Source organism: Saccharopolyspora pogona (genome assembly GCF_014697215.1).
Classification (GTDB): domain Bacteria; phylum Actinomycetota; class Actinomycetes; order Mycobacteriales; family Pseudonocardiaceae; genus Saccharopolyspora; species Saccharopolyspora hattusasensis.
The window spans coordinates 2,056,327-2,082,222 of sequence record NZ_CP031142.1 but is presented as its reverse complement, the minus strand read 5'-3'; the positions used below and the strand labels follow the sequence as shown (position 1 = coordinate 2,082,222).

The following is a 25,896-nucleotide window of genomic DNA, read 5'->3' as shown; positions in this document are numbered from 1 at the left end:
GCCACGCTCTACGTTAGTCGTCAGTAACATTCGATGGAAGGGCTGGCATGGACTTCATCCTCATGACCGAGGGGGACACCCCGGTCGGGCTCACGCACGAGCACCGCTACCGGGAGCTGGTCGACGAGGTGCTACTCGCCGAGCGAGTCGGTTTCGACGCCTTCGGCAGCTCCGAGCAGCACGTCGCGATCGGCACCGCGACGGTGTCCGCTCCGGAGGTGCTCTACCCGTACCTGATGGCTCTGACGAACCGGATCCGCTTCGTCCACCTGGTGACGCTGCTGCCGACGCGGATGAACCACGCGCTGCGCGTCGCGGAACGCATCGCGACCGAGGACATCCTGTCCCACGGCCGAGTCGAGCTGGGTACCGGACGTGGCAACACGACGCTCGCGTTGCGCGCGTTCGAGGTCGACCCGACCGAGAACAAGGCGCAGTGGCGCGAAGGCATCGACCTGATCCGCCGCGCGTTCCTCGATGACCCGTTCTCGTTCGTGGGCGAGCACTACAAGATCCCGCCGCGCAGCCTGGTGCCCAAGCCCCTGCAGTGGCCCTACCCACCGATCTCCGCCGCAACCGGCAGCCCGAGCTCGGTCGAGACCGCCGCCGAGTTGGGCATCGGAGCCATCATGGGCGGGTTCTACCTCGGGTTCGACCTCGTGGAGAACCTGCTGAAGCTCTACGACGAGACCCTGGCCGCCACCAGCCACCCGTACCCGATCACGCCGCGCAAGATGGTCACGATCAGCGGTGGTATGCACTGTGCGGAGACCACGGCGCTGGCGCGTGAGCAGGCGAAGCCCTTGTTCGACATGGCCAAGCTCTCGACCGGTGCGTACGAGCGGCTCTCCACCCTGTCGAAGGACTACGCGTACATGGGCGCGGTCAAGGACGTCGACTTCGACGACGAGGATTACATGTTCGAGCGTTCGCAAGGCTTCCTCGTCGGCGACCCGGACCACTGCATCGAGCACGTGCAGCGGTACGTGGACATGGGTGTCGACGCGCTCGTGCTGCGCGTCGACAGCCTGCCCCACGACCAGCTCCTGCGCTCGATCGAACTGTTCGGCAAATACGTGATCCCGCGCTTCAAGCACCCGCGCAACGTGGTGCGCCCAGCCGACGACGTGCTCGCCGACATACGGGCTGCGCGCCCCGCGCACGAACAGGCGCTGCGCAAGTTCCAGACCGAGCAGAACCTCCTGAGCGAGAAGGAGTCCGTGCGATGAGCGACCTCTACAACCACGGTACCGGCGATGTCCTCATCGAGCGCCGCGACGATGGCGTTCTGCTGATCACGCTCAACCGACCCGACCGGTACAACTCGCTCACCCTGCCGATGTTCGAGGAGATGAATCGGATCTGGGCCGACGTCGAGCGCGACGAACAGACCAAGGTCGTCGTCATCACCGGAGCCGGCAAGGCTTTCTGCACGGGCATGGACGTCGCCCAGCCCGACCCCACGTCCGAGCAGGCGCTGGCGATGCTGGAGTCGGAACGCCAGCGGGTCTCGACGGTCCTGCGGATCGAGAAGCCGATCATCTCGGCGATCAACGGCCCCGCGGTGGGCTACGGACTCTCGACCGCGCTGCTGGCCGACATCAGCATCGCGGCGGACGACGCGGTGCTGATCGAGGGCCACACCCGGGTCGGGGTGACCGCCGGGGACCACGCGGCGCTGATCTGGCCGCTGCTGGTGGGTATGGCCAAGACCAAGTACTACGTGCTCACTTCGGAGAAGCTGACCGGTACCGAGGCCGAGCGGATCGGGCTCGTGAGCCTGTCCGTCCCGCGCGAGCAGGTATTGCCGCGCGCCCTGGAGGTCGCGTCCCAGCTCGCACGCGGTTCCCAGCAGGCGATCCGGTTCACCAAACGCGCGCTCAACGCCTGGCTCACCAACGCGGTGCCCCAGCACGAGCTGTCCGCTGCGCTGGAGATCCTCGACTTCGCCGGCGCCGACTACGCCGAAGCACGCCAGGCCTTCCGCGAGAAGCGCGCTGTCGACTTTCCCTCCGCCCGCACCGCCGGCGCCCCGGCGAACTGACCGGGGACGAGCATGACCGCAGCCTCACACCACACAGCGCTCGGCGCCGTGCACATGTCGGCCGAGGTGGATGGCGTGATCGTCCTGACGCTGAACCACCCGCCGGCCAACGCGCTGAGCAACGCGCTCGTCAGCGAGCTGACGACCACACTGGACACTCTCGCCGGGCGGCCCGACGCCCCCGCGGTGGTCCTCACGGGAGCCGGTGAGCGCTTCTTCTGCGCAGGCGGCGATCTCAAGGAGGCCAACGGCTACCAAGCCGAGTCGATGGTCGAGCGGATGACGGCGTTCCACGCGCTGTTGCGCGCGCTGGAAGACTTTCCTCGGCCGTTGGTGTGCGCGGTCAACGGCTGGTGCGTCGGTGGCGGCATCGAAATGGCGCTGTTCGCCGATGTCGTGTACGCCTCGGCCGTGGCGCGGTTCGTCTTCCCCGAGGTGAATCACGGGATGCTGCCCGCGGTGAAGGGAATCGCGCGGGTGCGCGCCGTCCTGGGCGATCGCGCGGCCCGGCGCCTCCTGCTGGGCGGCGAGCCTGTCGACGCGTTCGAGGCGCAGACCATGGGTCTCGTCGACCACGTGGACGAGCAGGGCGACCTGCTCGCGGCGGCTGTGGCGTACGCGCGCACGGCAGCGGCGAAACCGCCGGCCGTGTTCGCGGCGCTCAAACGGGCGTTGTGCGCGGACATCGCCGGATTGCCCGCCGAGGAACAGTTGCGCGTCACGGCCGCTGACGCGCGCACGATATTCACCGACCCGGCCGCTCGAGCCGCTCGCGAGGCGTGGAATGACTGATCGAATGCACGAGCTGGACCCGGCCACCTTCCGTTCCGTGCTGGGCCGCTTTCCTTCAGGCGTGACGATCGTGACGACGCGAAGTGAGTCCGACACGCTGCACGGGTTCACCGCGAGCTCGTTCGCGTCGCTGTCGCTCGACCCGCCACTGATCCTGGTGTGCCTGGACCGGCGAGCCAACTGTTTCCCCGTCTTCCAGGCGGCTGAGCGGTTCGTCGTGAACATCGCGACGCCCGCGCACGCGGACCTCGCGATCAGGTTCGCGACGAAGGGGGAGAACAAGTTCGCCGAGGGGAACTTCGAGTTCGACGAAGAGGGGCATCCGCTCCTGCCCGACGCGGCGGCGGTCATCCGGTGCGAACTCGAGCAGGTCGTACCAGGAGGAGATCACGTGATCCTCATCGGCCGGGTGCACGACGCGCGGGCAGGCAGCGACGAGCCGGTGACGTGGTACCGAGGCGACTTCCTTCATCTCGGAGAGAGCGCTGCATGAACATCACCGCGCGGGGGCGTGTCAGCTCCGGAAGAGAGGCCGTGTCATGGACCTGACCAATTTCGAACCGACCCGGACCTTTCCGGGGCTGCTGCTCGATCGCGCGCGCAGAGAACCCGACGCCGTCGCGATGCGTCACTGGCGTGACGGCGTCGTGCAGGAGATCACCTGGCGGTCCTATGCGGACCATGTCCGTGATCTCGCGCTCGGACTCGTCGCGCACGGGCTCCGGCACGGCGACCGTGTCGCGGTGATGTGCAGCGCTCGCGCGGAGTGGGTGTTCGCCGCGCTGGCCGTGCAGAGCGTGGGCGGCGTCGTGATCGGCGTGTACCCGACCAACTCGGTCGCCGAGATCGAGCAACTCCTCGCGCACAGCGAGGCGGTCGCGTTCATCGGCGAGACGGCGACGGAGCTCACCAAGGTCGCGAACGTCGCCGCACGCACCCCGTCTCTGCGACTCGTGCTCGGCATCGACGACGCTCCGCCGGCGCTGCCCGAGCCGGTCACAGGAATGACGTGGGACGCGCTGCGCGACGAAGGAGCGTGGCACGCCGGCGACAAACCGGATCGACTGTCCGAGTTGGTCGCCGCCGGATCCCTCGACGACGCCGCCGTGCTCTTTTACACGTCGGGGTCCACGGGAGCTCCGAAGGGCGTCACGCACTCGCACCGGACCCTTCAACATTCGGTCCAGACCTTCTCCGGGTTGTACCCGGACATCACCCGCCGCCGATACGACGTGGTGGGCTTCCTGCCGCTGGCGCACGTGGCGCCGGCGCTGGTGGTGGTCTTCGCCCCGCTGCTCACCAAGCTGATGGTCACCTACTGCCGCATGGACGTCTATGAAGAGGTTTTGCGCTCCGTGCGGCCGACGTCAGTGCTCTGGCCGCCACGGTTCTACGAGAAGATCGCCGGTGAACTGATCGCACGAACCAAGTCCTGGCCCTGGTTCCGGCGCCGCGCCTACGACGCCGCCATGTGGGTCGGCCGCAGGGTGGCCCGGAACCGCTGGTCCCACCGCCGGCCGTCGGCGCTGCTGCGGATCGCCTACGCCGCGGCACTCCGCGGGGTCTTCCTGCCATTGCGGGCGACCGTCGGTATGGATCGCATGCGCGTCGCCTACACCGCATCCGCCGCGATGCCCGAGAGCGTCCTCGCGATCTGGCAGATCTGGGGCCTCGATCTTCGCGAGAACTACGGTCTCACCGAGACCGGGGGATGTCCCATCGCGCACTTCGACCAGCCGTTCCCTCGTCCGGGCTTCATCGGCAGGGAGTTCCCGGACCCGCGTTTCCAGGTGAAAGTCGCGGACGACGGCGAAATGCTGATCAGCGCGCCCTTGCTGTTCACCGGATACTGGGGCAACCCGGCGGAAACCGAGGCTGTTCTGCAGGACGGCTGGTTACGCACCGGTGACCTGATGGAGCGGGCACCCCGCGGCGACATCCGGCTCATCGGCCGGAAGAAGGACGTGATTATCACCCGCGGCGGCAAGACGATCAATCCTCAGCCCATCGAAACCCGGTTGAAGGAGAGCTTGCTGATCGACGAGGCGATCGTGGTCGGCGATGCGCGCAAGTACCTCACCGTCCTGCTCGAGCCGAGCGCGAGCGCGGACGCCCCGTCTGCTGAGGCCCTGGCCGAAAGCCTGCGAGCAGAGGTCGCCAGGGTTAACGCGGACCTTGCGCGGGTGGAGCAGTTGAAGGACTTTCGTGTGCTGCCGCGGTCCCTGGAGGTCGAGCGCGGCGAGCGGACCGCGAACGGCAAGATCAAACGCACGGCCGTCGTGAGCTCGTTCGCGGCGCTGATCGACGACATGTACGGCGTGAACGACGACGCTGCGATCGCGGACCACGTGCGTTCGAAGCCGAACTAGGGCCTGTTTCATATGTCAGAGCCATTCGTTGATCGCCGCGATGACCACTGTGGCCTCGTAACGAACTGCCAACTTGTCGTATCGGGTAGCGACGGCACGATTGCGCTTGAGCCTGTTGATGCCGCACTCCACCGCGTGGCGTTGCTTGTAGATCTCCTTGTCGAACGCCGGTCGGCGACCACCGCGCGAACCGCGGTTCTTGCGATGGCGGATCTGGTCGGCCTTCTCCGGGATGGTGCACCGAATGCCACGTCGCCGCAGGTAGGCACGGTTGGCGCGGGAACCGTACGCCTTGTTCGCCAACACCCGATCCGGACGAGTCCGTGCCCGGCCCCGACCGGCACGGGGCACCCTGATCCGCTCCAGGACCGTCTGGAACTGCGGCGAGTCGCCCCGCTGACCGGCAGTGACCACAACCGACAACGGCTTCTGGCCTTGCTCGGTGGACAGGTGCAGCTTCGTGGTCAACCCGCCCCGCGACCGGCCGATCCCGTGATCGTCCGGCTCGACGTCGACCCCGCCCGGGGATTCACGCTGGTCAGCCCCTTTATACGCGCGCCAGCGGCGTGCTGGTGTGCGCGGGCGACGGTGGAGTCCACGCTGACATCCCAGGTGATCAGCCCCTCGGCGTCGGCCCGGGCCTGCAACCGCGTCAGGATCCGTTTCCAGGTCCCATCCCGCTGCCAGCGACGGAACAGGCCATACACGGTCTGCCACGGGCCGTACCGGTCGGGCAGGTCGCGCCACTGGATGCCGGTGCGCACCCGGAATCGAATCCCGTTGATGAGCTGTCGTTTCGGGTGCTTGGGCGGGCGTCCTGACTTCTTGCCCCGGGGTAGCAGCGGTTCGAGCATCGCCCACTGCTCGTTCGTCAGATCGCCACGTCCCACACGGAGATCATCTCAAACCAGATCAACTTCTGAAACAGACCCTAGGGGAAGGGTCGGGCCGGCCGCGGCGGTGCCCCCTCCGGGCCGCGGTCGGCCCCGGCACCGCCACGTCCATCCGAGCGTGCGCGACAGGAGGTGGAGCCATGCCGATTCCTGACTTGACACTGCAGCAGCTTCGAGCGGTCCAGGCCGTCGCCGCATCCGGAAGCTTCACCAAAGCGGCCGCGGTCGAACACATCTCCCAGTCGGTCCTCAGCCGGAGGATCAAGGAGGTCGAGCGTCTCCTGCGGGTGCGGTTGTTCGATCGCACCACTCGGCAGCTCGACACCACCGCAGCGGGCCGAGCCTTTCTGCTCATGACGGGCACCGTCCTGGACAACCTCGACACGCAGTTGCAACGTTTCATGTCCTACGTGGCGGCCCAGTCCGGAACCGTTGCCCTGGCGGCACTTCCGTCGCTGGCCGCTGTGGTGCTGCCGGACATGATCCGTGGTTTCATGCCGGACCACCCCGAGGTGACGTTTGAGATCAGGGACGGGGACGCCGCCGAGGTGCTCGGGAACCTCGGAGCGGGAACTGCCGAACTCGGCTTGAGCGCCAACGGGGACCTGCCGCACGATTTTTGCTTCATACCGTTGCTGCGGGAACAGTTCTACGGCGTCGCGCACCACAGCCATCGTTGGTCGATGCAGGGTTCCCTCTCGTGGTCGGACTTCGGGGGCGAAACGGTGGTCGCGACGCCGCCCGGGACCAGTATCCGAGCGATGACCGACGCAGTGTTCGGCGAGCACTCGATCCCGGTGAGCCGGCACTTCAACGCGCCGAGCGTGGCGGCGATCGGCGGGCTCCTGCGGGCGGGCGTGGGTGTGGCGGCGTTGCCCGCGTTGGAGTTGCAGGGTTTCGGCCTGGATGATCTCGTGGTGGTACCCGTGAAATCGCCGAATGCGACGAGAGTCACCGGTGTGGTGTACCGCGGCGGTCAAGACCTCTCGCCGGCCGCGGCTCGATTTCTGGAATTCGTGCGTGTGGCTGAGATCGATCCCCCGCGAGGGGTGTCTCGCATCCTCGGCGAAGCGGCCGACGTGGCCGTCCGCGCACCCGATGTGACTGTCTGAAAAGGACGGTTTCGTGTTGGGGGGGGCGCCTTGAGTGAGTGGCCCGCTACTGCGGTCCGTACACGACGAAGGTGTTTCCCCAGGGGTCGCGCGCGACGGCTCGCACCTCGTGCGGGCCCCGCTCCGGTTGCCGGACAACGGATCCGCCGCTTTCCACCAGTGTGGCCAGTGCCGCGGCGACGTCGGAAACCTTGAACGACGCCGCGGGCGCGCCACCGGTGATGTCTTCCGAAGGGCCGGAGAGGGCGAGCGTGGTGTCGCCCGCGTCGAGGGCGGCGTAGCGGTCGCCGTCGACGAATTTCGTTGCCAGGCCGAAAGTTGTGGCGTAGAATTGCACGGCCGCGTCCACATCCGCCACCGGGTGCAGCACATTTCCCAATTTTACCGGCTCGATTTTCGTGGTGTCGTTCATACGGTCAACGTAGTCGATTGTTTCTCCGGAGCCGGGATTCGTGCGACATCGGCAACAATCCTGGGCGGTCGGAGCGTTGCGCGACGGAATGGAAACGGGCAACGATGGGGAAGTTCCACTGCGGTAAGCGATTTGTGTTCTATGAAGGAGTTCTTCAATGTCCGCGCCCATCGTTCCCCCGGCCATGTTCGACACATGCGAGGATCGGTTGATGGTGCTCGCGGAGATCGAGCAGCGGGTGCGGTGGCTGGCCACCGCGATCATCGACCATGCCAACCGGGTCCGGCCCAACCCGACCGGGCTGAAGGTCGGCGGTCACCAGGCGTCGTCGGCGTCGATGACCACGCTGATGACCGCGCTCTGGTTCGAGCATCTGCGCTCGGGGGACCGGGTTTCGGTCAAGCCCCACGCCTCACCGGTGCTGCACGCGATCAACTACCTGCTGGGAGAGCTCGACGAGTCGTACCTGACCACGTTGCGGGAGTTCGGCGGGTTGCAGAGCTACCCGTCGCGCTCGAAGGACCCGGACCCGGTGGACTACTCGACCGGCTCGGTCGGCATCGGCGCGACGGCACCGATCTGGGGTGCGGTGGCACGGCGTTACGTCACGACGCTGGGGGAGCAGACCGGAGCCGGGCGGCAGTACTCCTTGGTCGGCGATGCGGAACTGGACGAGGGTGCGGTCTGGGAAGCGCTCATGGACCCGATGGTGGCCGAACTGGGCGAGGTCGTGTGGATCGTCGACCTGAACCGGCAGAGCCTGGACCGGGTGGTGCCAAACATCGGCGCGCCGCGGTTGCAGGGCATGTTTGCCGCCGCGGGATGGCAGGTCCTCACGGTCAAGTACGGCCAGTTACTCCACGAACTGTTCGAGCGCCCAGGCGGTGACGCGCTGCGGACGCGGATCGACGAGATGTCCAATCCGGAGTTCCAGCGGCTGCTGCGCTGCACGCCGGCACAGCTGAGGGAACGGTTGCCGGACACGCCGGAGCTGGCGTCGCTCGTCCGCACGCTCGATGACGGCACGCTGCACGCCGCGATCCGCAACCTCGGCGGGCACGACCTGCAGGCCGTCGGCGACGTGTTCGCCCAGATCGACGACACCCGGCCCACGGTGATCTTCGCCTATACCGTCAAGGGATTCGGGCTGGCGAGTGAAGGCCATCCGCAGAACCACTCGTCCCTGTTGTCGACCGACCAGATCGCCGCGCTCGCCGAGCGCTCGGGAGTCTCGCTCGACGCGCCGTGGCAGCGCTTCGGCCCGGACTCTCCTGCCGGTCGCGCCTGCGCCACCACCGCGCAACGCCTGCGGCGCGACCCGGCGGCACTCGCCGCCGTTCCCGCCCTGCCGAGCGACATCGGCCGCACGCCGTCGGGCAAGGCGACGACACAGGCGGCACTCGGCCGCACGCTGCTCGATCTAACCCGTGAGGCGCCCGAAGCGGCACGCCGGGTGGTCACGCTGTGCCCGGACGTCTCGTCGTCCACGAACCTCGGCGGCTGGGTCAACAAGGTCGGTGTCTGGTCACCCGCGGAGCGCAAGAACTGGTTCGAGGACGACGCCGAGACGATCCTGCACTGGCGGGAGAGGCCCACCGGGCAGCACATCGAGCTGGGCATCGCCGAAGGCAATCTGGTCGGCGCGCTCGGAGAACTGGGCGCGACCTGGTCCCGGTGGGGCCAGCCGCTGCTGCCCATCGGCATTCTCTACGACCCCTTCGTCGAGCGGGCGCTCGAACCGTGGTCCTTCGGCATCTACGCTGGCGGGCAGTCGATCCTCGTCGGCACGCCGTCCGGCGTCTCACTCGCACCGGAAGGCGGGGCCCACCAATCCATCACCACCCCGTCCGTGGGTCTCGAACAGCCGGGCTGCACAACCTACGAACCGGCTTTCGCGATCGACGTCGAATGGACCTTGCTAGCCTCGCTGGCCCGGCTCGGCCGCCCCGACGGCACCAGCACGTACTTGCGACTGTCGACCCGGCCGGTCGACCAGTCACTCGCCGCGGTGCCGAGCGACCCCGGAGCGCGCGAGCGGCGTCGTCGGCAGGCCGTGGCGGGCGCCTACCCGCTGCGGACGTGCGAGCAGCCGGTCGTCACCATCGCCGCGATGGGCGCCACGGTACCCGAAGCGCTCGTCGCCGCCGAACGACTGCAGTCGTTCGGCACCGCGGCCGACGTGGTCGTGGTGACCAGCCCCGGCTTGCTGTTCGACGCCGTGCAGGCCCGGTCCGGGCACGGCACCGCGGACACCTGGATCCTCGACGCCGCCTTCCCGGTCCGCCGCGCCACCCCGCTCGTCACTCTGCTCGACGGGCACCCGCACACGCTCGCATTCCTCACCGGCGTCAACCAGGTGCGAGCCACGCACCTGGGCGTGACCCGATTCGGGCAGTCCGGTGACCTGGACAGCGTGTACCGCTACCACCGCATCGACGCCGACAGCGTCGTCGCCGCCGCACTCGACCTTCTGTGACAAAGGAGTTCTGCTTCCATGCCCGTTCAGCCCACTGAGGTCACCGAGGTCTCGATGCCCGAGCTGGGGGAAAGCATCACTTTCGGCACCGTGACCCGCTGGCTGAAGAATGTCGGCGATTCCGTCGATGTCGGTGAGCCGCTGCTCGAGGTGTCCACGGACAAGGTCGACACGGAAATCCCCTCCCCGGTCGCTGGTGTCATTGTCGAGCTCCTCGCCGCCGAGGACGACTCGGAAGGGAACTCGATGGACACCGTGCTCAACGTGGGCCTCGACCCATGAGTGGTCGGCGATTCCACAGCATCGAGCGACGCATTCCCGACGGTCGATGCGGCCCGGGTCGAAGCCGATCTGGAGACGGCTGCGGCCGAGCTTGCGCGCATCGGTCTCGCCGTCGATACCTGCCCGCTCGATCGAAGTGCGACGGCAGCGGAGAAATTTCGTACCTGCGCGAGGCAGAAACACTACGACATCATCGTCATCGGCGGTGGGTACGTCTCGAGCCGTTGATGACTCCGCTTTTCGAGGAGTTCATCAACATCGCGCGAATTGATTCCCCGGAATCCGTTATCCGCGTCAACACCGGACCGGACACGACCGTCGACGCAGTACGGCGATGGTCGCCTCGAGCTGCTGCGGGAGGACCAGTTCCGATCACCCCGCAGAGGCTGCGGAAGAAACCTTTCAGCTATCCGGCCGCCGCCTGCGTGGACAGCAGCAGGTTTTCGATTGCAACCACCAAGAACGGCGCGAGCCGCGTTCCGCGGACGACGTGCTGCCGCTGAAGGCGACCGTCCCCGGCCGCTGAACGCCAAGCGGCCGCAGTCGAAGCAATCTTGATCCCACCAAGGTCATGGAGAGAGGTGGCGATGGCAGACAGTACGAGCCAGGCGCAGGTGCTGGAGCTGGACGACATCCAGGGCACCCTGCTCAGCGGCCTGGACCCCACCGACTGGAACGAGCTGATCGAGAAATTGGGCGTGGCCCGCCACGCCCAACGGGAAGCAGCGCTGCACCATCGCCGCGGCGGTGCCCGCCGCACCGCGGCAGGCACCGGCCGCAAAGCGGTCCTCGATCTGACCGACCGTGCCGCGATCACCGTGCTCTACCAGCGGTTCTCCGTGCCACAACGAACCGTGGCGACCTGTTCGGCGTCACCCAGCAAAGCGCTCACAACATCATCCGCCTCACCCGCCCCCTGCTGGCCGTGATCGGTTACACGCCACAACCCACCGGGATCCGCCTCAAAACCCCAACCGAGTTCATCCAGCACGCGACCGACGTCGGTGCTCTCATGCCAGAACCAGGCTGCTAGGCGTGTTATTGATCTGCAAGCCCAAACTTCACGGCCTTGGGACTAGATTCCGATTTTCCCTTGCGGCTCCTGCGGGCAACCCCTGACCGGAGTCGGAAGGAGAGATGCGGTGCTGGCCGAGGCGCAGGACAACGAGGAGATCATCCAGCAGGTGGCGGCGTTGGATGTCGGCAAGGCCGAGCTGGTCTGCTGCGTGCGGGTCCCCGGTGAGGGACGCAAGCGCCTGCAGGAGGTCCAGACATACTCGACGATGACGCGGTCGTTGTTGTCGATGTCGGATCACCTCCGCGGCTTGGGCGTGACCCGGGTGGTGATGGAAGCCACGTCGGATTACTGGAAGCCGATCTTCTACCTGCTGGAAGCCGCCGGGTTTGAGACCTGGCTGGTCAACGCCAAAGACGTCAAGCACCTGCCCGGCCGCCCGAAGACCGACCGCCTGGATGCGGTGTGGCTGTGCAAGGTCGCCGAACGCCAGATGCTGCGCCCCAGCTTTGTGCCCCCACCCGAGATCCGGCGGTTGCGGGATGTCACCCGCTACCGCATCGATCTGGTCAACACCCGCACCGCGGAGAAGAACCGGGTCGAGAAACTGCTGGAGGACGCCTGCATCAAGTTATCGGTGGTGGCTTCGGACATTTTCGGGGTCTCCGGGCGGGACATGATGAACGCCTTGATCGCCGGCGAACACGACCCCAAAGTGCTGGCGCAACTGGCGCGTAGCCGGATGCGCACCAAGATCAGCTTATTGGAGGAGGCGTTCACCGGGCATTTCACCGACCATCACGCGTTCCTGCTGCAGCGGATGCTGGCCCGCATCGACGCGATCAATACCGACATCGCCGCCCTGGAGGCCAAGATCGAGGAGATGGTGCTCCCTTTACCCAGGCCATCGAACGCCTGGATGAGATCCCCGGCATCGGCCCGATCGCCGCCGCGGTCGTCGTCGCGGAAATCGGGCTGGATATGACCCGGTTCCCCACCTCAGGGCACCTGGTCTCGTGGGCGCGGTTCGCGACCGGCGTGAAGGAATCCGCCGGTAAGAAGAAGGGCAAGGCCAGCACTGGGCATGGCAACCGCTACCTGGCCCGTATCCTCGGCGAGGCCGCCGTGGGTGCGGCCCGCACCAACACCTTCCTCGGTGAACGCTACCGCCGCATCGCCAAACGCCGCGGCAAAAAGAAGGCCCTGGTCGCCGTCGGCCGCTCCATCCTGATCATCATCTGGCACCTGCTGGCCGACCCCGACGCCCGCTACCACGACCTCGGCCCCGACTTCTACGACACCCGCATCGCCGGCGACCACAAGAAACGCAACCACATCCGCCAACTCGAAGCCCTGGGCTACACCGTCACCCTCACCCCAGCCGCCTGACCCAGCACATCACCACGAACCCGGCTCCGCTGCGCTCCGCCGGGTGCTACCGCCTGCCCGCTCACCATTGATTTTCGGACTAGGCAAGGCGACCACGTCCTCGAGGCCAAGGAACACCTCGAGGGAGACACGTCGCCGGGTGAGCTGGTCGCGGTGGGCCCGGCAAAGCGGCTGATGCCACGAGAAAGACGGCCGCGGGCATCCCAGCACCAGGCAGTTCTCGACGCCTCCGGTCTTCCGTCTCGGGCCGCACTCAAGCTTGACGAACTCCTCCAAGGGCGGCTGGCCGGCGTCGTCCCACCGGTGCCGACAGCCCGAGCACTACTGCCGGGCAACGCTGACTTCGGAACACCCACTCACCCGGCAGGTGCGAGTACGCGAACCTGCGTCCGGCCCATGGTGGCCTTGCCTACTTCGGCTTCAACGAGCCTGCCAAGGCATACGTCAGAGCTGAGCTGATCATCTCCTGGCCTGCGAAAACGCGCCCGCGGGTGGCCCAGTGATCTTACCCATCTCCTAACTCAACAATGTCGGACACCACCGTGCGATAGTAGGCGACCCAGCCCCGAACGATCGGGGTGATCTTCGCCAGAACCGCCGCGACGTTGGCCCCGCGAAGCGTGCGGAACTCCCGGGCGAGCCGTTTTCGGAACCTCTTGACGGCCGGGACGCTCGGTTTGATCAACAGCTTGCCGGTGGGGTAGCGACGTAGATGGAACCCCAGGAACTGGAATCCCTCATTGTCGAGGCGCACGATCCGGGTCTTGGCCTCGTTGAAAGCCAGCCCTTTGGGCGCCAACCATGCGGCCAGCTTCGCCTTGACCTGCTCGGCCTGCTGCCTGGAATGACAGCACACGACCAGGTGAGTGGCCGGGCGGGATCGCACCGCCCGGCTCTCGCAGAACCGGACTTGAACCTCTCGACTCATCCGGCTCCCATTGCCCAGTTGTCAGGACGTGCTCCGAGTCGCCAGTGGGCGAACAGGCGCGGGGATCTGCGGAAGACCCCAGCGAGCCATCTCATCGCCCGGCGTTCCCGGTTGCGTAGCCGATGTTTGTACTTCCGGCAGGCCCATCGCACCAGGTGCTCGTTGAGCCGCCGGAGGAAGTAGAGCAGCCTGGACTTGTAGAAGCGCCCGTAATAGTTGATCCACCCTTGCACGATGCTGTTGAACATCCGGGCAAGGTCGTCGAGGGACTTGTCACTGCGCTTGGCCCAGTGCCAGGAACGAATCTCCCGGCCCATGGCCTTCATCGCCTCGCTGCTGACCGCGGGCAGGAACGACACAAAGTGCTTACCATGCCTGTTCTTGGCCAGCCGAGGCCGGAACTCATACCCCAGGAACGTGAACTTGACGTGCTCATACGAGCCAGTCCGGTCCGCGTCCTTGCAGTAAACGATCCGGGTCTTGTCCGGATGCAGTTCCAGCCCCACTTGCTTCAGCCGGGCAGCGATCGCGTCCCGGATGTACCGGGCTTGCTTCTCACTGCGGCAGTGCACCACCGCGTCATCCACGTAGCGTTCGAACCAGATTCCGGGGTGTTCCCTCGACATCCAGGCATCGAACGCGTAGTGCATGAACAGGTTCGCGAGCAAGGGGCTGATCGCCGAACCCTGGGGAGTTCCGCGTTCCCGGGCGACCAGAACACCGTCCCGCTTCTGCAGCGGCGCTTTGAGCCACCGCTCCACATAAAGCAGGATCCAGCGTTGATCTGGTTTGACGTGGTGGGCGACCGCCTTGAGCACGAGGTTCCAGGGAACAGTGTCGAAGAATTTCCGGATGTCCAAATCGATCACCCAGTCGCTGCGCCAGCAACGCTGACGGCAAGCGGCGACCGCATCCAACGCGGACTTGCCCGGCCGGTAGCCATACGAGTCCGGATGGAAGATCGGCTCGACCTTCGGCTCCAGATACATCCGCACCACCGTCTGAGCGATCCGGTCGGCCACGGTCGGGACGGTGGTTTCATAGTGCTCCTTTTTGCAGACGTGTGTAGGGATTTCTGGATGGTGTGGGGGGGTCGGGTTGAAATTTGTTGTGATGCCGGGGTTTCTGGGTGTGAGTTTGGCAGGGGGTACCGACAATTTCGGGTGTTGTTCAGTGGCGGGTTCGGGGTTTGCTGCGGCGGGCGGCGGGGTTGAGGTGCCCGGAGGCGGCGATGCGGCGGTTGCAGGCGTGCTGGACCTGGCCGTTCCAGGGGATGCAGAGCCGGTTGCCGCTGCCGCGGTGCGCGTGGAGCTGACCGGTTTCGATCCAGTAGTAGATGACGCCGGTGCTGCAGCCGAGCCGTTCGGCGGCCTGGGCGACGCTGATCTCGCCCTCGGCGTAGGCCGCGGGGGCGGGGATGTGGTAGACGTGGCGGATCCACTGGACGGCTTTGATGTCGAACGGGCGCCCATGGCCGGTGGTGAGTCCGGCGGCATTGAGGATGTCGGCGAGCTCGGCGGTGGGGGTGGTCGGGCCGAGCCGGGTGACCATCTCGACTGCCGGTGAGGGGCTGCGTTTGGCGGTACCGGGGTGAACGGCGCGCGCCACCCGCAGTTCGTCGGTGGCGCCGGTGTGCCAGCGGATCCCGATGGCGACCTTGTCGTGGTCGGGTTCGGGCAGCAGGGTGATGTCGGCGATGAGGGTGCGCAGCAGCCGTTTGCGATCCTTGTTGCTGGTGGTGGGCGCGTGCCAGAGCCCGGGCAGGTCGGCAGTCAGCTGCTCCAGCTCGGCCCGGCCAGGCAGGGGCGGCTGCGTGTCGGTGGCGGCGGCCAGCGCCTGTTCGGCCTCGGCCAGGGCGGCGAGTTTGACTTCCCAGCGGGCCTCGAGGCTGCGGGCGACGAGCCGGTTTTCCGGCTCCACTGCGTGGAATGCGCGTTCGGCGCGGTCGGCGTCGTAGCGGGCGCGTTCGACGGCGAGCTCGGCGGCCCGGTTCACCCGCTGGTGCCGATCGGTGACCTGATCCGCGGCGGCGAGCGCGAGCGCGACCTCGGTGGGGTTCAACGCTGCCAACAGTTGTCCGACCACCGCATCGTCCACTGTGGATGATGCGACGGAGCGGCAGGTTGAGGTGGTGAGCCGGTCCGCGCGGGAGGAACACTCGTAGGAGGACCTGGAGTCGGTGTGGTAGTTGGTGCGCATCGGCTTGCCGCAGGACCCGCAGGTGATGATGCCCTGACACAGCGCCGAACCCTCGCGGGGTGGGCGGGCCCCGGCGTTGGTGCGGTTGGCCGCCAGTTTTGCTTCGTTGAGCAGAAACTGCTCCCAGGTGATGTAGCCGGGGTGGTGGTCTTTGATCAGCACCGGCCACTCGGCGCGCGGCCGCTCGACCAGTCCGGTGTGGACCGTTCCGTCGGGGTCGACCCGGCGGCGGGAGGTGTAGCGGCCGTGCACGTAGGCCCCGGCGTAGCCGGGGTTCTTCAGCACACCCAGCACGCGGGCGTGGGTGAGCTTGCCCCAGCGCAGCTGCCCGGCCCAGACCCCGCCGTAGGCACGCAGCGGGAACCGCCGCTCGGTGAAGACGGCCACCACCCCGTAGGCCGAGCCGGTCTGCTCGAACGCGGCGAACAGGTCACGGATCGCGGCCTGGACCTCGGCATCGGGGTCGATCACGACGTCGCCGGCCTCGTCGTAGACCAACCCGACCGGTAACGGGGTGCGCAGCTCGCCGCGGGCGGCAGCAGCCTTCTTGGCCGCGTGCAGCCGCTGCGCCATCACGTGCAGCTCGACCTCGCCGATGGTGCTCTTCATGCCCAGCAGCATCCGGTCGTTGACATCGCCGGGGTCGTAGATGCCGTCGGCGTCGATCAGCAGAGTCTTGGTGATCGCGGCGAACTCCATCAGCCGGGCCACCTCGGCATTCGAGCGGGCCAGCCGGGAGATCTCGATCCCGAAAATCGCTCCCACCTCGCCGGAACACACCCGGCCCACCAGCTCGGTGAACCCGGCCCGGACCACGCCCCACCGGCCCGAGACCCCCAGATCGGTGTCGATCACGACCACCTCGGCCCGTGCCCATCCCAGCCGCACCGCCTCCTCCACCAGCCCGTACTGGCGTGTGGTGGACTCGGTGTGCTCCCGCACCTGCGCCATCGACGACTGCCGTAGATAGACCACCGCCTGGCGCGAGCGGTGTTCGCTGGTGATCTTGCCGTCGCCGTTCACCATCGCCACCTCCGCGCAGCGCCGCCACCGTCATGTTCGCCAGCACCACCACCACCTCGCCTCGAAAGGCCGAGGTCAACACGGCGGTCGGTGTGGCGGTCGTCATCGGCTATCGCAGCTCCCGCCGGGCCAGCAGCTCGGCATTGATGGCCGAAATCTCGGCCACCGCCGCCTCCACCTCGCCGCCGGTGTGCAGGTAGCGGCGCACCACCTCCACCAGCGTCGCTGGCACATACCGCAACCGCCCGCGGCCAGCGGTTTTCGGCGCGAAATACGCATACGGGCCGTGCGGCTCGCCGGCCGCGCAGCGGCAGTCCGGCTTGCCGCAGCGCCGGGTCTGCTCCACCAGCGACCCGGCCAGCAACCGCTCCGCATCCCCCAGACGAGCCACCAGCCTCCGCCGGCGTGCCAGCAACGCCCGCGTCGACAAGCCCGACAGATCGTTCTTGTGTCGATTCATCACACAAGATGATGCCAGCATCAGCCATGTCAATCAACAACTCCCAGCGCGCGTGTCACCGCGACCAGCGCGGCCAAACCCGCCGCCGATAACCGATGCTCTTGCGGCGGCTCACCGCGATCGGTCCACGCCTGCGGGACGGTGATCTGCCCGCTGACACCGCCGGAACACACGAACACCGTGTCCCCGGCCCGCCGCTTGACGTAGAGAACCCCCAGCCGCTGCCCCCTCAGCGGATGAAACGGATGTGTAACAACAACAAAACCCAAATCAGCACTGGACGACGCGGCAGTATGCCGCCTCCGTCGGTACTCCGAGCACACGAACCCCTTTGCCTCCCGCTTTCGGAATCTCCACCGCCTTCACCGGGGGCGGGAAGTAGGAACCCGAGGACAGCCGGTTCCAGATCTTGTACAGATTCCGGTCCCGGTCAGCCTCGAACTCCTCGATCGACTGCTCGTCGACTCCCGCCGCGCCCTTGTTCGCCTTGACCCTCTGAAACGCTTCCCAGACCACGAACTTGTCGATCTGAAACGGCTTGTCCTGCAACTTCGGTCCGCTCACCCGACTCCTCCCGGACACACCGGTTGATCGCCGAACGAACCAGGGCAACCCGGCCCCTTCGCTCCACCCGAATTACCAGGCTTCACCGCTACTACGAGCCGGTCCGCCCGCCTGCCCCGCACCGGTACTCGGCCCCTCACAGTTTCCGCTGCTTGGAGTTCTCCCTTCGGCCGGCCGGTCCAACATCCGGCCGGCACCGCTGGGGCGAGGCGTTCCCACGTTCCGTGCTGGCGCCTGAACCGAGATCGCGCCGCCTTCGTGCCGGGCACCACCTGGCCAGTCAGCAGGCACCCGCCAGACCCGTCCCGGGGCAACGACTGGACCCCGGTTTTGATGCCATCGCTACGCTTTCGACACTTCATCAGCGGTTCACTCACGTTCGCCTTCCCGGCCCGCACCTGACGCATCATGTGCGCCTTTTCCGCAACGCTCACCACCACGACTCATTCACCGCAGCAGCTTGCGGTGGTTTGAGACCTCCCCCTGCAGGGCGGTCCCGGAGGGCCCACCTCCATCGCCAGCACAGCACCGCATCCAGAGATCACGACCTTCTACATCGCAACCCCCATCAGCGCTCGTGGCGCACGGTCGTCGGCGTACCTAGTCAGCGTCGTGAGGTTCCCCCGGGGTAGTGGACACCACGTTGGCAGGATTGGTTCCTGCTGGAAGGATGTCCTCATGCCTCCTCGTAAGCGTCGGTCGTTCACGGCCGAGTACAAGGTCGAGGCTGCGCATCGTGTGATCGATTCCGGCCGCACGATCGCTGAAGTGGCTCGTGAGTTGGGTCTCAACGACGGGTTGCTGAATAACTGGGTCAAGGATGAGCGGCGCAGGATCGCCGCGGCCGAGGCTCACGGCGAAAAGCCTTTGGAGGCTGCGGAACGCGCCGAGTTGCTACGGTTGCGCAGACAGGTCGCCGAGCTGGAGAAGGACAACGCGTTCCTGGTAAAAGCCTCGGCGTACTTTGCCGCGATGCAGAAGAAACCGAACGGTTCGATCTGATGGTGAAGTACGCCGGCCCCGACACGCTCGCCGAGACCGGCACCGACACCAACCGCAGTGAAGACGCCGCCGGGCCGTTCTCGGTGCGTCGTATGGCGCGACTTCTGAGCGTGTCCGCGTCGGGCTACTACGCGTATGTCAAACGCGCAGCGGCGCGGCGGTTGACACCACGCAAGCAGCGCCGGGCAGACCTCGAGGTGAAAATCACCGAAGTACACAAAGAATCCGGCGGCACCTATGGGTCACCCCGCATCACCGCCGAACTGCGTGCGCGGGGCGAGGTGGTCAGCGAGAAGACCGTCGCCAAGATCATGGCCGGCATCGGGGTCGAGGGCATCAGCCCGCGCACGTTCAAGGTGAAAACCACCGTGGCCGACCCGAAGGCGTCGTTCCCGCCGGACCTCGTCGATCGGGAATTCGACCAGGGCCGCGTGGACGCGGTGTGGCTGACCGATATCACCTACCTGTCCTGCGGTGAGAGTGAGATGTATCTGTGCGCGGTCCGGGACGGGCATTCCCGGAAAGTGCTCGGCTACAGCATCTCCGAGCACATCGGCTCGGAGATGGTCACCGAGGCCATCGACGCCGCCGTCGCTACCCGGGGCGGCCGGTGCCGTGGCACGATCCTGCATTCCGATCGTGGCGGCGAGTACACTGGTCATCTAACGGTGAAAGCGTGTTTCCGGCACGGGCTGCGCCGGTCGATGGGCGCGACTGGGATCTCCCTCTTAACCGGCTAATAGTTGTGTTTGGGCTGGTCAGCGACATGCTGCGGTAGTGGTACTTGCCTGCTCGAAGTGGTCAGTGCTGGTACGTCTGTCCTTATGAACACCGAGGCCGGTATTCGGCTTGAGGAACACGACGGTGGCTGGGCGTTGGCCGGGCCGGCCGCGTCGGGGTTTGGGTTGGTGGATGAGTACTTGGCTCATCTGGCCGATCGGAACTACTCACCGAAGACCGTGCGGGCCTATGGTTACGACCTTTTGGCGTTCTGCCGGTGGCTCGTTGCCGAGGAGCAGCCGTTGCCGGAGGTGACCACCGAGGTGCTGTTGCGGTTCTTGCGTGCCTGCCGTGAGGCGACGGTTCCGGGCCGGCCGGGGCCGAACGTGATCACGTTGTCGGGGCGTCGGATGGATCAGTACGCCGTCACGACGATCAATCGTCGGTTGGCGGCGATCTCGGGTTTGTTCGGGTTCGCGGCGATGCGGGACCCGGACATGAAAAATCCTGTCCCCAAGGGCAAGGAGGCCCGCTGGCGGGTAGCGGGTGAGCGCAGCGGGATGCTCGCACATACCGTTCGTCGGCCGAAGAACCGCTCGTCGCTGCGGCTTCGGGAGCCCGGCCGCCTGCCCACGGCGCTGTCGCAGTCCGATGCGGCGGAGCTGTTGGCGAGCTTCCACACATGGCGGGACAGGGCGATCGCGGGCTTGATGCTGTATTGCGGGCTGCGCTCCGCCGAAGTGCTGGGCCTGAACATCGCCGATGTCGATATCGGCGGCCGATGGCTGCAGGTGCTCGGTAAGGGCCAGCGGGAACGCCGCGTCCCGCTGGACCCTGATGTCGGCTCGGTCATCCAGGTGTATTTGCTGGCCGAGCGGCCGGAATCCGGCAGTCCTCGCCTGTTTCTCGTGGCCAAGGGACCGAACCGGGGCCAGCCGTTGACCGCGGCCGGGCTGCGCACGATCTTCCGCTATCACCGTGGAATCACCGGCATCGTCGGAGGACATCCCCACGCGCTGCGACACACCTTCGGCACCGCCCTGGCCGAAGCGGGGGTTGATCTCGCGGTGATGCAAGCCCTGCTCGGCCACGCTCATGTCGACACCACCGCCCGCTACATCCATCTGGCTCCGGCCCACGTGAAAGCAGAATTCGATGCCGCTCGCGATCGCCTCCGCTCCCAATCCCAGCAATGATCTGCACATCGCCTATCTGGACTATCTTCAGCAGACAGGACGGGGAAACGCTGCCTACTCGTGGGCGGCTCGGGTGTTCTTCGGGCGCTGGCCGGACCCGCGAGGGTGGGTGGCCGAGTCGTTGGAGACTCGCTTGTCGGCTGGGAGCTCGACTCGGCCGATCATCACGTTCCTGATGCTGCACCGGGTGCTGCAACCGGGCTATGACTATCTGCTGGAACGCAAACTCTCCAGCATCTGGCGGGAAATCAAAGACTCACCGCTGAGACCAGACCTCGATCGGTTCATGACCGCGGCCGCCGAGCTCGGGTTCACCGAACGGGTCCGGTTCGCCACCGGCTCCCAAGTGCCGGTCCGGCTGCTCATCCAGACTGGACGGTCGCTGGACCGGATCACCGTGGCCGATCTGGACGAGTTCCGGGCTGCGTGTCAGGAGCGCGAGACGCGAACTGGCAAGGGCAACAAGCACTATCTGGCGGCGGCCAGTAACGCCCAGCGCGTGCTGTTTCACCTGGGAATCGTCGATGAGCTGCCACGCTCGGGCGGCCCGGTCCCGTTCACGCAAAGGCTTTCCGGCCTACAGCCACCGATCCGCGAGACGATGATCGCCTATTTGGAACGCAAACGGGCAACCTGCCAACCGAAAACGGTGTCGGCGATCGCAACCCGGCTCAAACACTTCGGAGTGTTCCTGGCCGACATCGACCCCGAACTCGGGTCCATCGCCGAGCTCGATCGCCGCAAACACATCGAGCCCTACCTGACGTCGCTGGTCGACGCGATCAGCGCGAAGAACAATGAGCTCATCACCGTCGCGGACCGGTCCCGGCGAGTGCTCGCACTGATGGGCTTTCTGACCGACATCACCGAGTGGGGCTGGCCGCAAGCACCACCCCGCAAGCTGATGTTCCGCGACGATGTCCCCAAACTCCCGCATACCCTGCCCCGCTATCTACCAGTCGACATCGACCGACGACTCACCGAGGTGCTCACCGAAGGGCCCGGCAACGAACTGGCCGCAACAACCCTGCGACTGCAACGCGCCTGCGGGCTGCGCATCGGAGAGGTCCTCGACCTCGAACTCGACTGCGTCCACGAAGTCCCCGACCACGGCCACTGGCTGAAAATCCCGCTCGGCAAACTGGAAACAGAGCGGATGATCCCCATCGATGACGACATCCTCGACCTGATCGACCACATCACCGCCATCCGCTCCCACGGACGACCCATGCCGCACCCCCGCTACCGGCGTCCCGCCCAGTTCCTGTTCACCCACCACGGCCGGCGACTGTCCCAAAGCGCAGTCCGTCACGAACTCAACCGCGCTGCTCAGGCCGCGGGACTTGACCACCTCACCCCGCACCAGCTCCGCCACACCTACGCCACCGCCCTGGTCAACGCCGGGGTCTCACTCCAAGCACTGATGGCGCTGCTGGGCCATGTTTCCGCCGAAATGAGCCTGCGCTACGGGCGACTGTTCGATACCACCGTCCGAGCCGAATACGAACGAGGCCTCGACCTCGCCAAACAACAGGCCCGCACCTCCACCACCGGCAGGATCGGCCTGCCACTGGCCGACATCACCGGCGGAGCCGACTGGAAAGACACCCCACTGCTCAAATCCCGCCTCGCCGGCGGATTCTGCCTGCGCGCACCCGCCCAAGACGCCTGCCCCTACGCCAACATCTGCGAGCACTGCCCCAGCTTCCACACCGAAGCCAGCTCGCTGCCCATCCTCGCAGCCCAGCGCGTCGACGCCGAAGCACTGGCCCGCGACGCCGAACAACGCGGCTGGATCACCGAAGCCCAACGACACCAACGACTCATCGCCCGACTCGACACCCTGATCAACGAGGCCCAAGCAGGATGACCAAAACCAGCACTCTCAACCGCGTCGAACGCGCCTGCACACAACTCATCCACGACGGCCACGCCGTCACCTTCACGGCCATTGCTGCTCGCACCGGACTGGGCCGCACCACCCTCTACCGCAACCCCACCCTCCGCGCCGTCATCGAACACCACCGACACCAGACCAGCACTAACGGCACCCTCACCGGCTTCACCGACGAGATCGCCACCCTCCGCACCGCACTCGACGCCCTCGCCACCCGAGTACGCCACCACGAAGAACAACTCCGACGCCTCACAGCCAGAAACGACTGAAAGCGTTAACCGGTCAATCACCGGAAACCGAGATCATTAGCCGGATAAAGCTGGGACAACAGCCCCGCGGAATCGTTCTGGTCCACGTTCAAACACGAGCACTACTACCGGCATACCTACGCCACACAGACGGAACTCGTTGTCGCAGTTGACAATTGGGTTCGCTTCTACAATATTATCCGGCGGCACTCCGCGATCGGGATGCTCAGTCCCGAGGACTACGAGAGCTCACTCCGAGCAGCTGCCTGAATCCCCGTAAACCCCCTGTCCACCGCTTGGGGGGAACCTCACCGAACCGCCATGGGCCGCCATGAGCTTCGGGTGGCGTGCACCCGCATCGCCACCTCGGCCCGAGCCTGGCTGGTCAACGCGACCTGCCCATCAACCCCCGCGGTCCGCCGGCCCGTATTGCGTTGCGTGACCTGCCGCACGCTGATCAGCGTGTTCGACCAGGACCGCAGAACCAACTTTTGCAGGTTCCTGACCGTGGCCAGGTCCCCGCCCTTCACCGCCTTGAAAATCCTGCGCCGCAGCCGCCGTACCCGCTCCTCGTGTTCCCGCCAATTCACCTGATCCCAGGCATCACCATCGAAAACCGAGTCCGGGCCCGCAGGTCCGTTCACCGAAGTGTCCAACTTGCCCCTTGGTTCTGGCGTCCGCTTTGCTTCGATTCAAAGGCCCACCTGCCCACGTCAGCACCCCTTTCAGGGCCGGGCACCAGGCCCGGTATCCGGCCAGTTATCCGCCTGCCATCCGGGAGGAAGCCCCGGTGTAACAGCCTGCGGTTTCCTGCTGCGTTTCCGCCGCCGGCGTTCGCTTCTTGGGCACCCTGGACCGCCCCGGGTTTTGTGGAGACCTGATCATCTGTCTCGTGGGGCTATGCCGCTGTCGGGGGCTGCACGTGTCTGCGTTGCCGGAAGGCTTGCTCGAACTCCATCGGTGGCCTGTCGCCGCACCAGGAGTGCAACCGTTCATGATTATACCAGTAAACCCATTCCGCGGTCGCCAAGGTGACCTCGGCGGCGTCTTTCCATGGGCCGTTCCGGGCGATGAGTTCCTTTTTGTAGAGAGCGTTGACCGACTCTGCCAGCGCATTGTCGTAGGAATCGCCCGTACTGCCAACGGATCGTTCGATCCCGGCGTCGGCGAGCCGTTTCCCGTAACGGATCGAGGTGTATTGAACACCTCGATCGCTGTGATGTACCAATGCTTTACTGAGATGTTCTTTCCGGGACCACAATGCCATATCGAGCGCGTCTAGCGCAAGCTCGGTTCTCAGGTTGGACCGCCCCGGGTTTTGTGGAGACCTGATCATCTGTCTCGTGGGGCTATGCCGCTGTCGGGGGCTGCACGTGTCTGCGTTGCCGGAAGGCTTGCTCGAACTCCATCGGTGGCCTGTCGCCGCACCAGGAGTGCAACCGTTCATGATTATACCAGTAAACCCATTCCGCGGTCGCCAAGGTGACCCCGCCGGCGTCTTTCCATGGGCCGTTCCGGGCGATGAGTTCCTTTTTGTAGAGAGCGTTGACCGACTCTGCCAGCGCATTGTCGTAGGAATCGCCCGTACTGCCAACGGATCGTTCGATCCCGGCGTCGGCGAGCCGTTTCCCGTAACGGATCGAGGTGTATTGAACACCTCGATCGCTGTGATGTACCAATGCTTTACTGAGATGTTCTTTCCGGGACCACAATGCCATATCGAGCGCGTCTAGCGCAAGCTCGGTTCTCAGGTTGTCCGACACCTGCCAGCCCACGATCGCGCGGGAAAACGCATCCGTCACGAAAGCGGTATAGCAGAAATCACCATCGAGAATGTCCACATAGGTCACATCGGTGACCCACAGCTGGTTCGGCGCCGGCGCCCTGAAATCTCGTTCCACCAGGTCACGCGGCCTGGTGTCCGCATTGCCGGGGATCGTCGTCCGCGGCCGGTGCCGTGTGGCCACGACCCCGGTCATGCCTTCGGCGCGCATCAGTCTCTCAACCGTGCACCGCGCCACCTTCACTCCCTCGCGTAAGAGCTGTTTCCACACTTTCCGGGCCCCGTACATCCCTTTGCCCTGCTGTTCCCAGACCGCCCGGATCTCCGGGATCAGTTCCTCATCCCGCGACCGGCGATCCGACGGCTGCCCCTGACGTTTCTTCGTCGCGTAATACGTCGACACCGCAAATCCGATCACCTCGCACACCGGGGCGACACCGAATTCGCTACGGTAGGTATCGACGAACCCAGCTATCTCGGCGGTCGAGGGTCCAGTTCCCGTGCGAAAAAAGCAGAAGCCGCTTTCAGGATCTCGTTCGCCCGGCGAAGCTCGCGGTTCTCCCGCTCCAATTCCGCGATCCGCACGTCAGCCTCCGATACCGAGCCCGCCGCCCGCTCGCCCGAGGGCCGCCGCCCCTGATCGTCCTGACGTAACCAGTACCGCAACGCCTCCGGATTGACCCCCAACTGCTGGGCCACCCGCGCGATCGCCCCACGCCCCGGACCCAGCTCCCGCTCCAGATCACGCACCATCCCCACCGCGCGTTCCTTCAACTCCACCGGGTACTTCCTCGCCGCTGCCATGCCGTTCATCCTCTCCAGAACCAACGGCCTCCAACGAACCCGGGGTGGTCCAGTCGCCCTATTCCGGTCCTTCCCCGCACCTGTGACCGCCATGGTTGGGGCAGCGGTCCTTGGACTTTCCCGCGAGCTTCGCACCCGACCGATCAGGAACCGGCCACGCACGTCGCGGTGGGGACAGGTCGAACACAGACCCGTAGCTACGTCTTCGACATACGTCGAACCTCCTCAACGAGCTCACTCACCACGTGGGCCCTCGTGTCGCAACCGCCGTTACCAGCGACGCATGCC

At 66.1% G+C, this 25,896-nt stretch carries 26 protein-coding genes and 3 pseudogenes; 18 read left to right on the top strand and 11 right to left on the bottom strand.

The annotated features are described in order from the left end of the window. Positions 1–47 precede the first annotated feature (47 nt). Genes DL519_RS09410 through DL519_RS09390 form a run of 5 tightly spaced genes read left to right on the top strand, consistent with a single transcriptional unit; the run spans position 48 to position 5,205 of the window. Positions 48–1,229, top strand: coding sequence for an LLM class flavin-dependent oxidoreductase (locus DL519_RS09410; protein WP_190814018.1), 1,182 nt, complete (start codon positions 48–50; stop codon positions 1,227–1,229). Then, positions 1,226–2,044 (top strand): enoyl-CoA hydratase/isomerase family protein, encoded by an 819-nt coding sequence (locus DL519_RS09405; RefSeq protein WP_093278697.1) that lies wholly within the window; start codon positions 1,226–1,228, stop codon positions 2,042–2,044. The genes DL519_RS09410 and DL519_RS09405 overlap by 4 nt, the downstream gene beginning before the upstream one ends. 12 nt (positions 2,045–2,056) lie before the next feature. Next, positions 2,057–2,836, top strand: a complete 780-nt coding sequence (locus tag DL519_RS09400) for an enoyl-CoA hydratase/isomerase family protein (RefSeq protein WP_190814016.1) — start codon at positions 2,057–2,059, stop codon at positions 2,834–2,836. Further along, the gene (locus DL519_RS09395) at positions 2,829–3,329 is read left to right on the top strand and encodes a flavin reductase family protein (protein ID WP_190814014.1); all 501 of its coding nucleotides are present in this window, start codon (positions 2,829–2,831) and stop codon (positions 3,327–3,329) included. Before DL519_RS09400 ends, DL519_RS09395 begins: the two co-directional genes overlap by 8 nt. Before the next feature lie 46 nt (positions 3,330–3,375). Further along, positions 3,376–5,205, top strand: coding sequence for an AMP-dependent synthetase/ligase (locus DL519_RS09390; protein ID WP_190814012.1), 1,830 nt, complete (start codon positions 3,376–3,378; stop codon positions 5,203–5,205). A gap of 15 nt (positions 5,206–5,220) precedes the next feature. Here the strand turns inward: DL519_RS09390 and DL519_RS09385 are convergent. Further along, positions 5,221–6,095 (bottom strand): IS5 family transposase gene (locus DL519_RS09385; RefSeq protein WP_397544938.1). Its coding sequence is split into 2 segments (ribosomal slippage): positions 5,221–5,705 and positions 5,705–6,095, totalling 876 coding nucleotides; the frame shifts between segments, so codons are not numbered across the junction. Positions 6,096–6,238: 143 nt separating this feature from the next. Between DL519_RS09385 and DL519_RS09380 the strand changes: the two genes are divergently transcribed. Continuing rightward, positions 6,239–7,210 carry a LysR family transcriptional regulator gene (locus tag DL519_RS09380; RefSeq protein ID WP_190814010.1) on the top strand — a complete coding sequence of 324 codons (972 nt, stop codon included), beginning with the start codon at positions 6,239–6,241 and terminating at the stop codon, positions 7,208–7,210. A 46-nt stretch (positions 7,211–7,256) separates the two neighbouring features. On the opposite strand, the gene DL519_RS09375 is transcribed toward DL519_RS09380, so the two are convergent. Beyond that, positions 7,257–7,622 (bottom strand): VOC family protein, encoded by a 366-nt coding sequence (locus DL519_RS09375; protein ID WP_190814008.1) that lies wholly within the window; start codon positions 7,620–7,622, stop codon positions 7,257–7,259. Between the two features lie 157 nt (positions 7,623–7,779). Between DL519_RS09375 and DL519_RS09370 the strand changes: the two genes are divergently transcribed. From DL519_RS09370 to DL519_RS45970, 6 genes and pseudogenes are all read left to right on the top strand, one after another. Next, positions 7,780–10,098 carry a transketolase-like TK C-terminal-containing protein gene (locus tag DL519_RS09370; RefSeq protein ID WP_397544937.1) on the top strand — a complete coding sequence of 773 codons (2,319 nt, stop codon included), beginning with the start codon at positions 7,780–7,782 and terminating at the stop codon, positions 10,096–10,098. Positions 10,099–10,134: 36 nt separating this feature from the next. Then, positions 10,135–10,332, top strand: a pseudogene (locus tag DL519_RS09365) (biotin/lipoyl-containing protein); the annotation flags it as partial. A 48-nt stretch (positions 10,333–10,380) separates the two neighbouring features. Next, on the top strand, positions 10,381–10,608 hold the full coding sequence (locus DL519_RS09360; RefSeq protein WP_190814002.1) for a hypothetical protein: 228 nt from the start codon (positions 10,381–10,383) through the stop codon (positions 10,606–10,608). 359 nt (positions 10,609–10,967) lie between these two features. Further along, a complete protein-coding gene (locus DL519_RS09355; RefSeq protein WP_190814000.1) occupies positions 10,968–11,309 on the top strand; it encodes a hypothetical protein in 342 nt (113 codons plus the stop codon). 213 nt (positions 11,310–11,522) lie between these two features. After that, positions 11,523–12,380, top strand: coding sequence for an IS110 family RNA-guided transposase (locus DL519_RS09350; RefSeq protein WP_223838620.1), 858 nt, complete (start codon positions 11,523–11,525; stop codon positions 12,378–12,380). Continuing rightward, positions 12,302–12,784 carry a transposase gene (locus DL519_RS45970; RefSeq protein WP_223840237.1) on the top strand — a complete coding sequence of 161 codons (483 nt, stop codon included), beginning with the start codon at positions 12,302–12,304 and terminating at the stop codon, positions 12,782–12,784. The genes DL519_RS09350 and DL519_RS45970 overlap by 79 nt, the downstream gene beginning before the upstream one ends. A 505-nt stretch (positions 12,785–13,289) precedes the next feature. Here the strand turns inward: DL519_RS45970 and DL519_RS09345 are convergent. The 6 genes from DL519_RS09345 to DL519_RS09320 form a co-directional block, all read right to left on the bottom strand. Further along, complete coding sequence (locus tag DL519_RS09345) at positions 13,290–13,712, bottom strand: group II intron maturase-specific domain-containing protein (protein ID WP_190813998.1); 423 nt, start codon at positions 13,710–13,712, stop codon at positions 13,290–13,292. Then, positions 13,709–14,869 (bottom strand): group II intron reverse transcriptase/maturase, encoded by a 1,161-nt coding sequence (ltrA, locus tag DL519_RS09340; protein WP_223838618.1) that lies wholly within the window; start codon positions 14,867–14,869, stop codon positions 13,709–13,711. Before ltrA ends, DL519_RS09345 begins: the two co-directional genes overlap by 4 nt. Before the next feature lie 13 nt (positions 14,870–14,882). Next, positions 14,883–16,937 carry a recombinase family protein gene (locus DL519_RS09335; RefSeq protein ID WP_223838615.1) on the bottom strand — a complete coding sequence of 685 codons (2,055 nt, stop codon included), beginning with the start codon at positions 16,935–16,937 and terminating at the stop codon, positions 14,883–14,885. Between the two features lie 106 nt (positions 16,938–17,043). Then, positions 17,044–17,394 (bottom strand): DUF6788 family protein, encoded by a 351-nt coding sequence (locus tag DL519_RS09330; protein WP_190813996.1) that lies wholly within the window; start codon positions 17,392–17,394, stop codon positions 17,044–17,046. A gap of 29 nt (positions 17,395–17,423) precedes the next feature. Further along, complete coding sequence (locus tag DL519_RS49780; protein WP_223838614.1) at positions 17,424–17,717, bottom strand: DUF5372 family protein; 294 nt, start codon at positions 17,715–17,717, stop codon at positions 17,424–17,426. Beyond that, a complete protein-coding gene (locus DL519_RS09320; protein ID WP_223838613.1) occupies positions 17,665–17,958 on the bottom strand; it encodes an RNA-dependent RNA polymerase family protein in 294 nt (97 codons plus the stop codon). Before DL519_RS09320 ends, DL519_RS49780 begins: the two co-directional genes overlap by 53 nt. Before the next feature lie 678 nt (positions 17,959–18,636). Between DL519_RS09320 and DL519_RS09315 the strand changes: the two genes are divergently transcribed. The 6 genes and pseudogenes from DL519_RS09315 to DL519_RS49775 all read left to right on the top strand — a co-directional run. Next, positions 18,637–18,960, top strand: a complete 324-nt coding sequence (locus DL519_RS09315) for a transposase (RefSeq protein WP_190813992.1) — start codon at positions 18,637–18,639, stop codon at positions 18,958–18,960. Beyond that, positions 18,960–19,700 (top strand): IS3 family transposase, encoded by a 741-nt coding sequence (locus DL519_RS09310; protein ID WP_190813991.1) that lies wholly within the window; start codon positions 18,960–18,962, stop codon positions 19,698–19,700. The genes DL519_RS09315 and DL519_RS09310 overlap by 1 nt, the downstream gene beginning before the upstream one ends. An 84-nt stretch (positions 19,701–19,784) precedes the next feature. After that, the gene (locus tag DL519_RS09305) at positions 19,785–20,876 is read left to right on the top strand and encodes a tyrosine-type recombinase/integrase (protein ID WP_190813989.1); all 1,092 of its coding nucleotides are present in this window, start codon (positions 19,785–19,787) and stop codon (positions 20,874–20,876) included. Further along, positions 20,836–22,746, top strand: a complete 1,911-nt coding sequence (locus DL519_RS09300; protein WP_190813987.1) for a tyrosine-type recombinase/integrase — start codon at positions 20,836–20,838, stop codon at positions 22,744–22,746. Before DL519_RS09305 ends, DL519_RS09300 begins: the two co-directional genes overlap by 41 nt. After that, on the top strand, positions 22,743–23,042 hold the full coding sequence (locus DL519_RS09295; protein WP_168584698.1) for a DUF6262 family protein: 300 nt from the start codon (positions 22,743–22,745) through the stop codon (positions 23,040–23,042). The genes DL519_RS09300 and DL519_RS09295 overlap by 4 nt, the downstream gene beginning before the upstream one ends. Positions 23,043–23,105: 63 nt before the next feature. Next, a pseudogene (locus DL519_RS49775) lies at positions 23,106–23,291 on the top strand (IS3 family transposase); the annotation flags it as partial. 38 nt (positions 23,292–23,329) lie between these two features. On the opposite strand, the gene DL519_RS09285 reads toward DL519_RS49775, so the two are convergent. The 3 genes and pseudogenes from DL519_RS09285 to DL519_RS09275 form a co-directional block, all read right to left on the bottom strand. Next, a complete protein-coding gene (locus DL519_RS09285) occupies positions 23,330–23,665 on the bottom strand; it encodes a reverse transcriptase N-terminal domain-containing protein (RefSeq protein WP_223838611.1) in 336 nt (111 codons plus the stop codon). A 254-nt stretch (positions 23,666–23,919) separates the two neighbouring features. Next, a pseudogene (locus tag DL519_RS09280) lies at positions 23,920–24,324 on the bottom strand (transposase); the annotation flags it as partial. A 46-nt stretch (positions 24,325–24,370) separates the two neighbouring features. Beyond that, positions 24,371–25,608, bottom strand: a protein-coding gene (locus tag DL519_RS09275) for an IS3 family transposase (protein WP_190823868.1) whose coding sequence is annotated in 2 segments (ribosomal slippage) — positions 24,371–25,311 and positions 25,311–25,608 — 1,239 coding nt in all. Because the reading frame shifts where the segments join, the coding sequence is not laid out codon by codon here. Positions 25,609–25,896 lie beyond the last annotated feature (288 nt).

Excerpts from the sequence above, each read along its gene's own strand:
- DL519_RS09410 (WP_190814018.1), top strand. The coding sequence starts at position 48 with ATGGACTTCATCCTCATGACCGAGGGGGACACCCCGGTCGGGCTCACG.
- DL519_RS09405 (WP_093278697.1), top strand. The coding sequence starts at position 1,226 with ATGAGCGACCTCTACAACCACGGTACCGGCGATGTCCTCATCGAGCGC.
- DL519_RS09400 (WP_190814016.1), top strand. The coding sequence starts at position 2,057 with ATGACCGCAGCCTCACACCACACAGCGCTCGGCGCCGTGCACATGTCG.
- DL519_RS09395 (WP_190814014.1), top strand. The coding sequence starts at position 2,829 with ATGACTGATCGAATGCACGAGCTGGACCCGGCCACCTTCCGTTCCGTG.
- DL519_RS09390 (WP_190814012.1), top strand. The coding sequence starts at position 3,376 with ATGGACCTGACCAATTTCGAACCGACCCGGACCTTTCCGGGGCTGCTG.
- DL519_RS09380 (WP_190814010.1), top strand. The coding sequence starts at position 6,239 with ATGCCGATTCCTGACTTGACACTGCAGCAGCTTCGAGCGGTCCAGGCC.
- DL519_RS09375 (WP_190814008.1), bottom strand. The coding sequence starts at position 7,622 with ATGAACGACACCACGAAAATCGAGCCGGTAAAATTGGGAAATGTGCTG.
- DL519_RS09370 (WP_397544937.1), top strand. The coding sequence starts at position 7,780 with ATGTCCGCGCCCATCGTTCCCCCGGCCATGTTCGACACATGCGAGGAT.
- DL519_RS09355 (WP_190814000.1), top strand. The coding sequence starts at position 10,968 with ATGGCAGACAGTACGAGCCAGGCGCAGGTGCTGGAGCTGGACGACATC.
- DL519_RS09345 (WP_190813998.1), bottom strand. The coding sequence starts at position 13,712 with ATGAGTCGAGAGGTTCAAGTCCGGTTCTGCGAGAGCCGGGCGGTGCGA.
- DL519_RS09335 (WP_223838615.1), bottom strand. The coding sequence starts at position 16,937 with ATGGTGAACGGCGACGGCAAGATCACCAGCGAACACCGCTCGCGCCAG.
- DL519_RS09330 (WP_190813996.1), bottom strand. The coding sequence starts at position 17,394 with ATGAATCGACACAAGAACGATCTGTCGGGCTTGTCGACGCGGGCGTTG.
- DL519_RS09315 (WP_190813992.1), top strand. The coding sequence starts at position 18,637 with ATGCCTCCTCGTAAGCGTCGGTCGTTCACGGCCGAGTACAAGGTCGAG.
- DL519_RS09310 (WP_190813991.1), top strand. The coding sequence starts at position 18,960 with ATGGTGAAGTACGCCGGCCCCGACACGCTCGCCGAGACCGGCACCGAC.
- DL519_RS09305 (WP_190813989.1), top strand. The coding sequence starts at position 19,785 with ATGAACACCGAGGCCGGTATTCGGCTTGAGGAACACGACGGTGGCTGG.
- DL519_RS09300 (WP_190813987.1), top strand. The coding sequence starts at position 20,836 with ATGCCGCTCGCGATCGCCTCCGCTCCCAATCCCAGCAATGATCTGCAC.
- DL519_RS09295 (WP_168584698.1), top strand. The coding sequence starts at position 22,743 with ATGACCAAAACCAGCACTCTCAACCGCGTCGAACGCGCCTGCACACAA.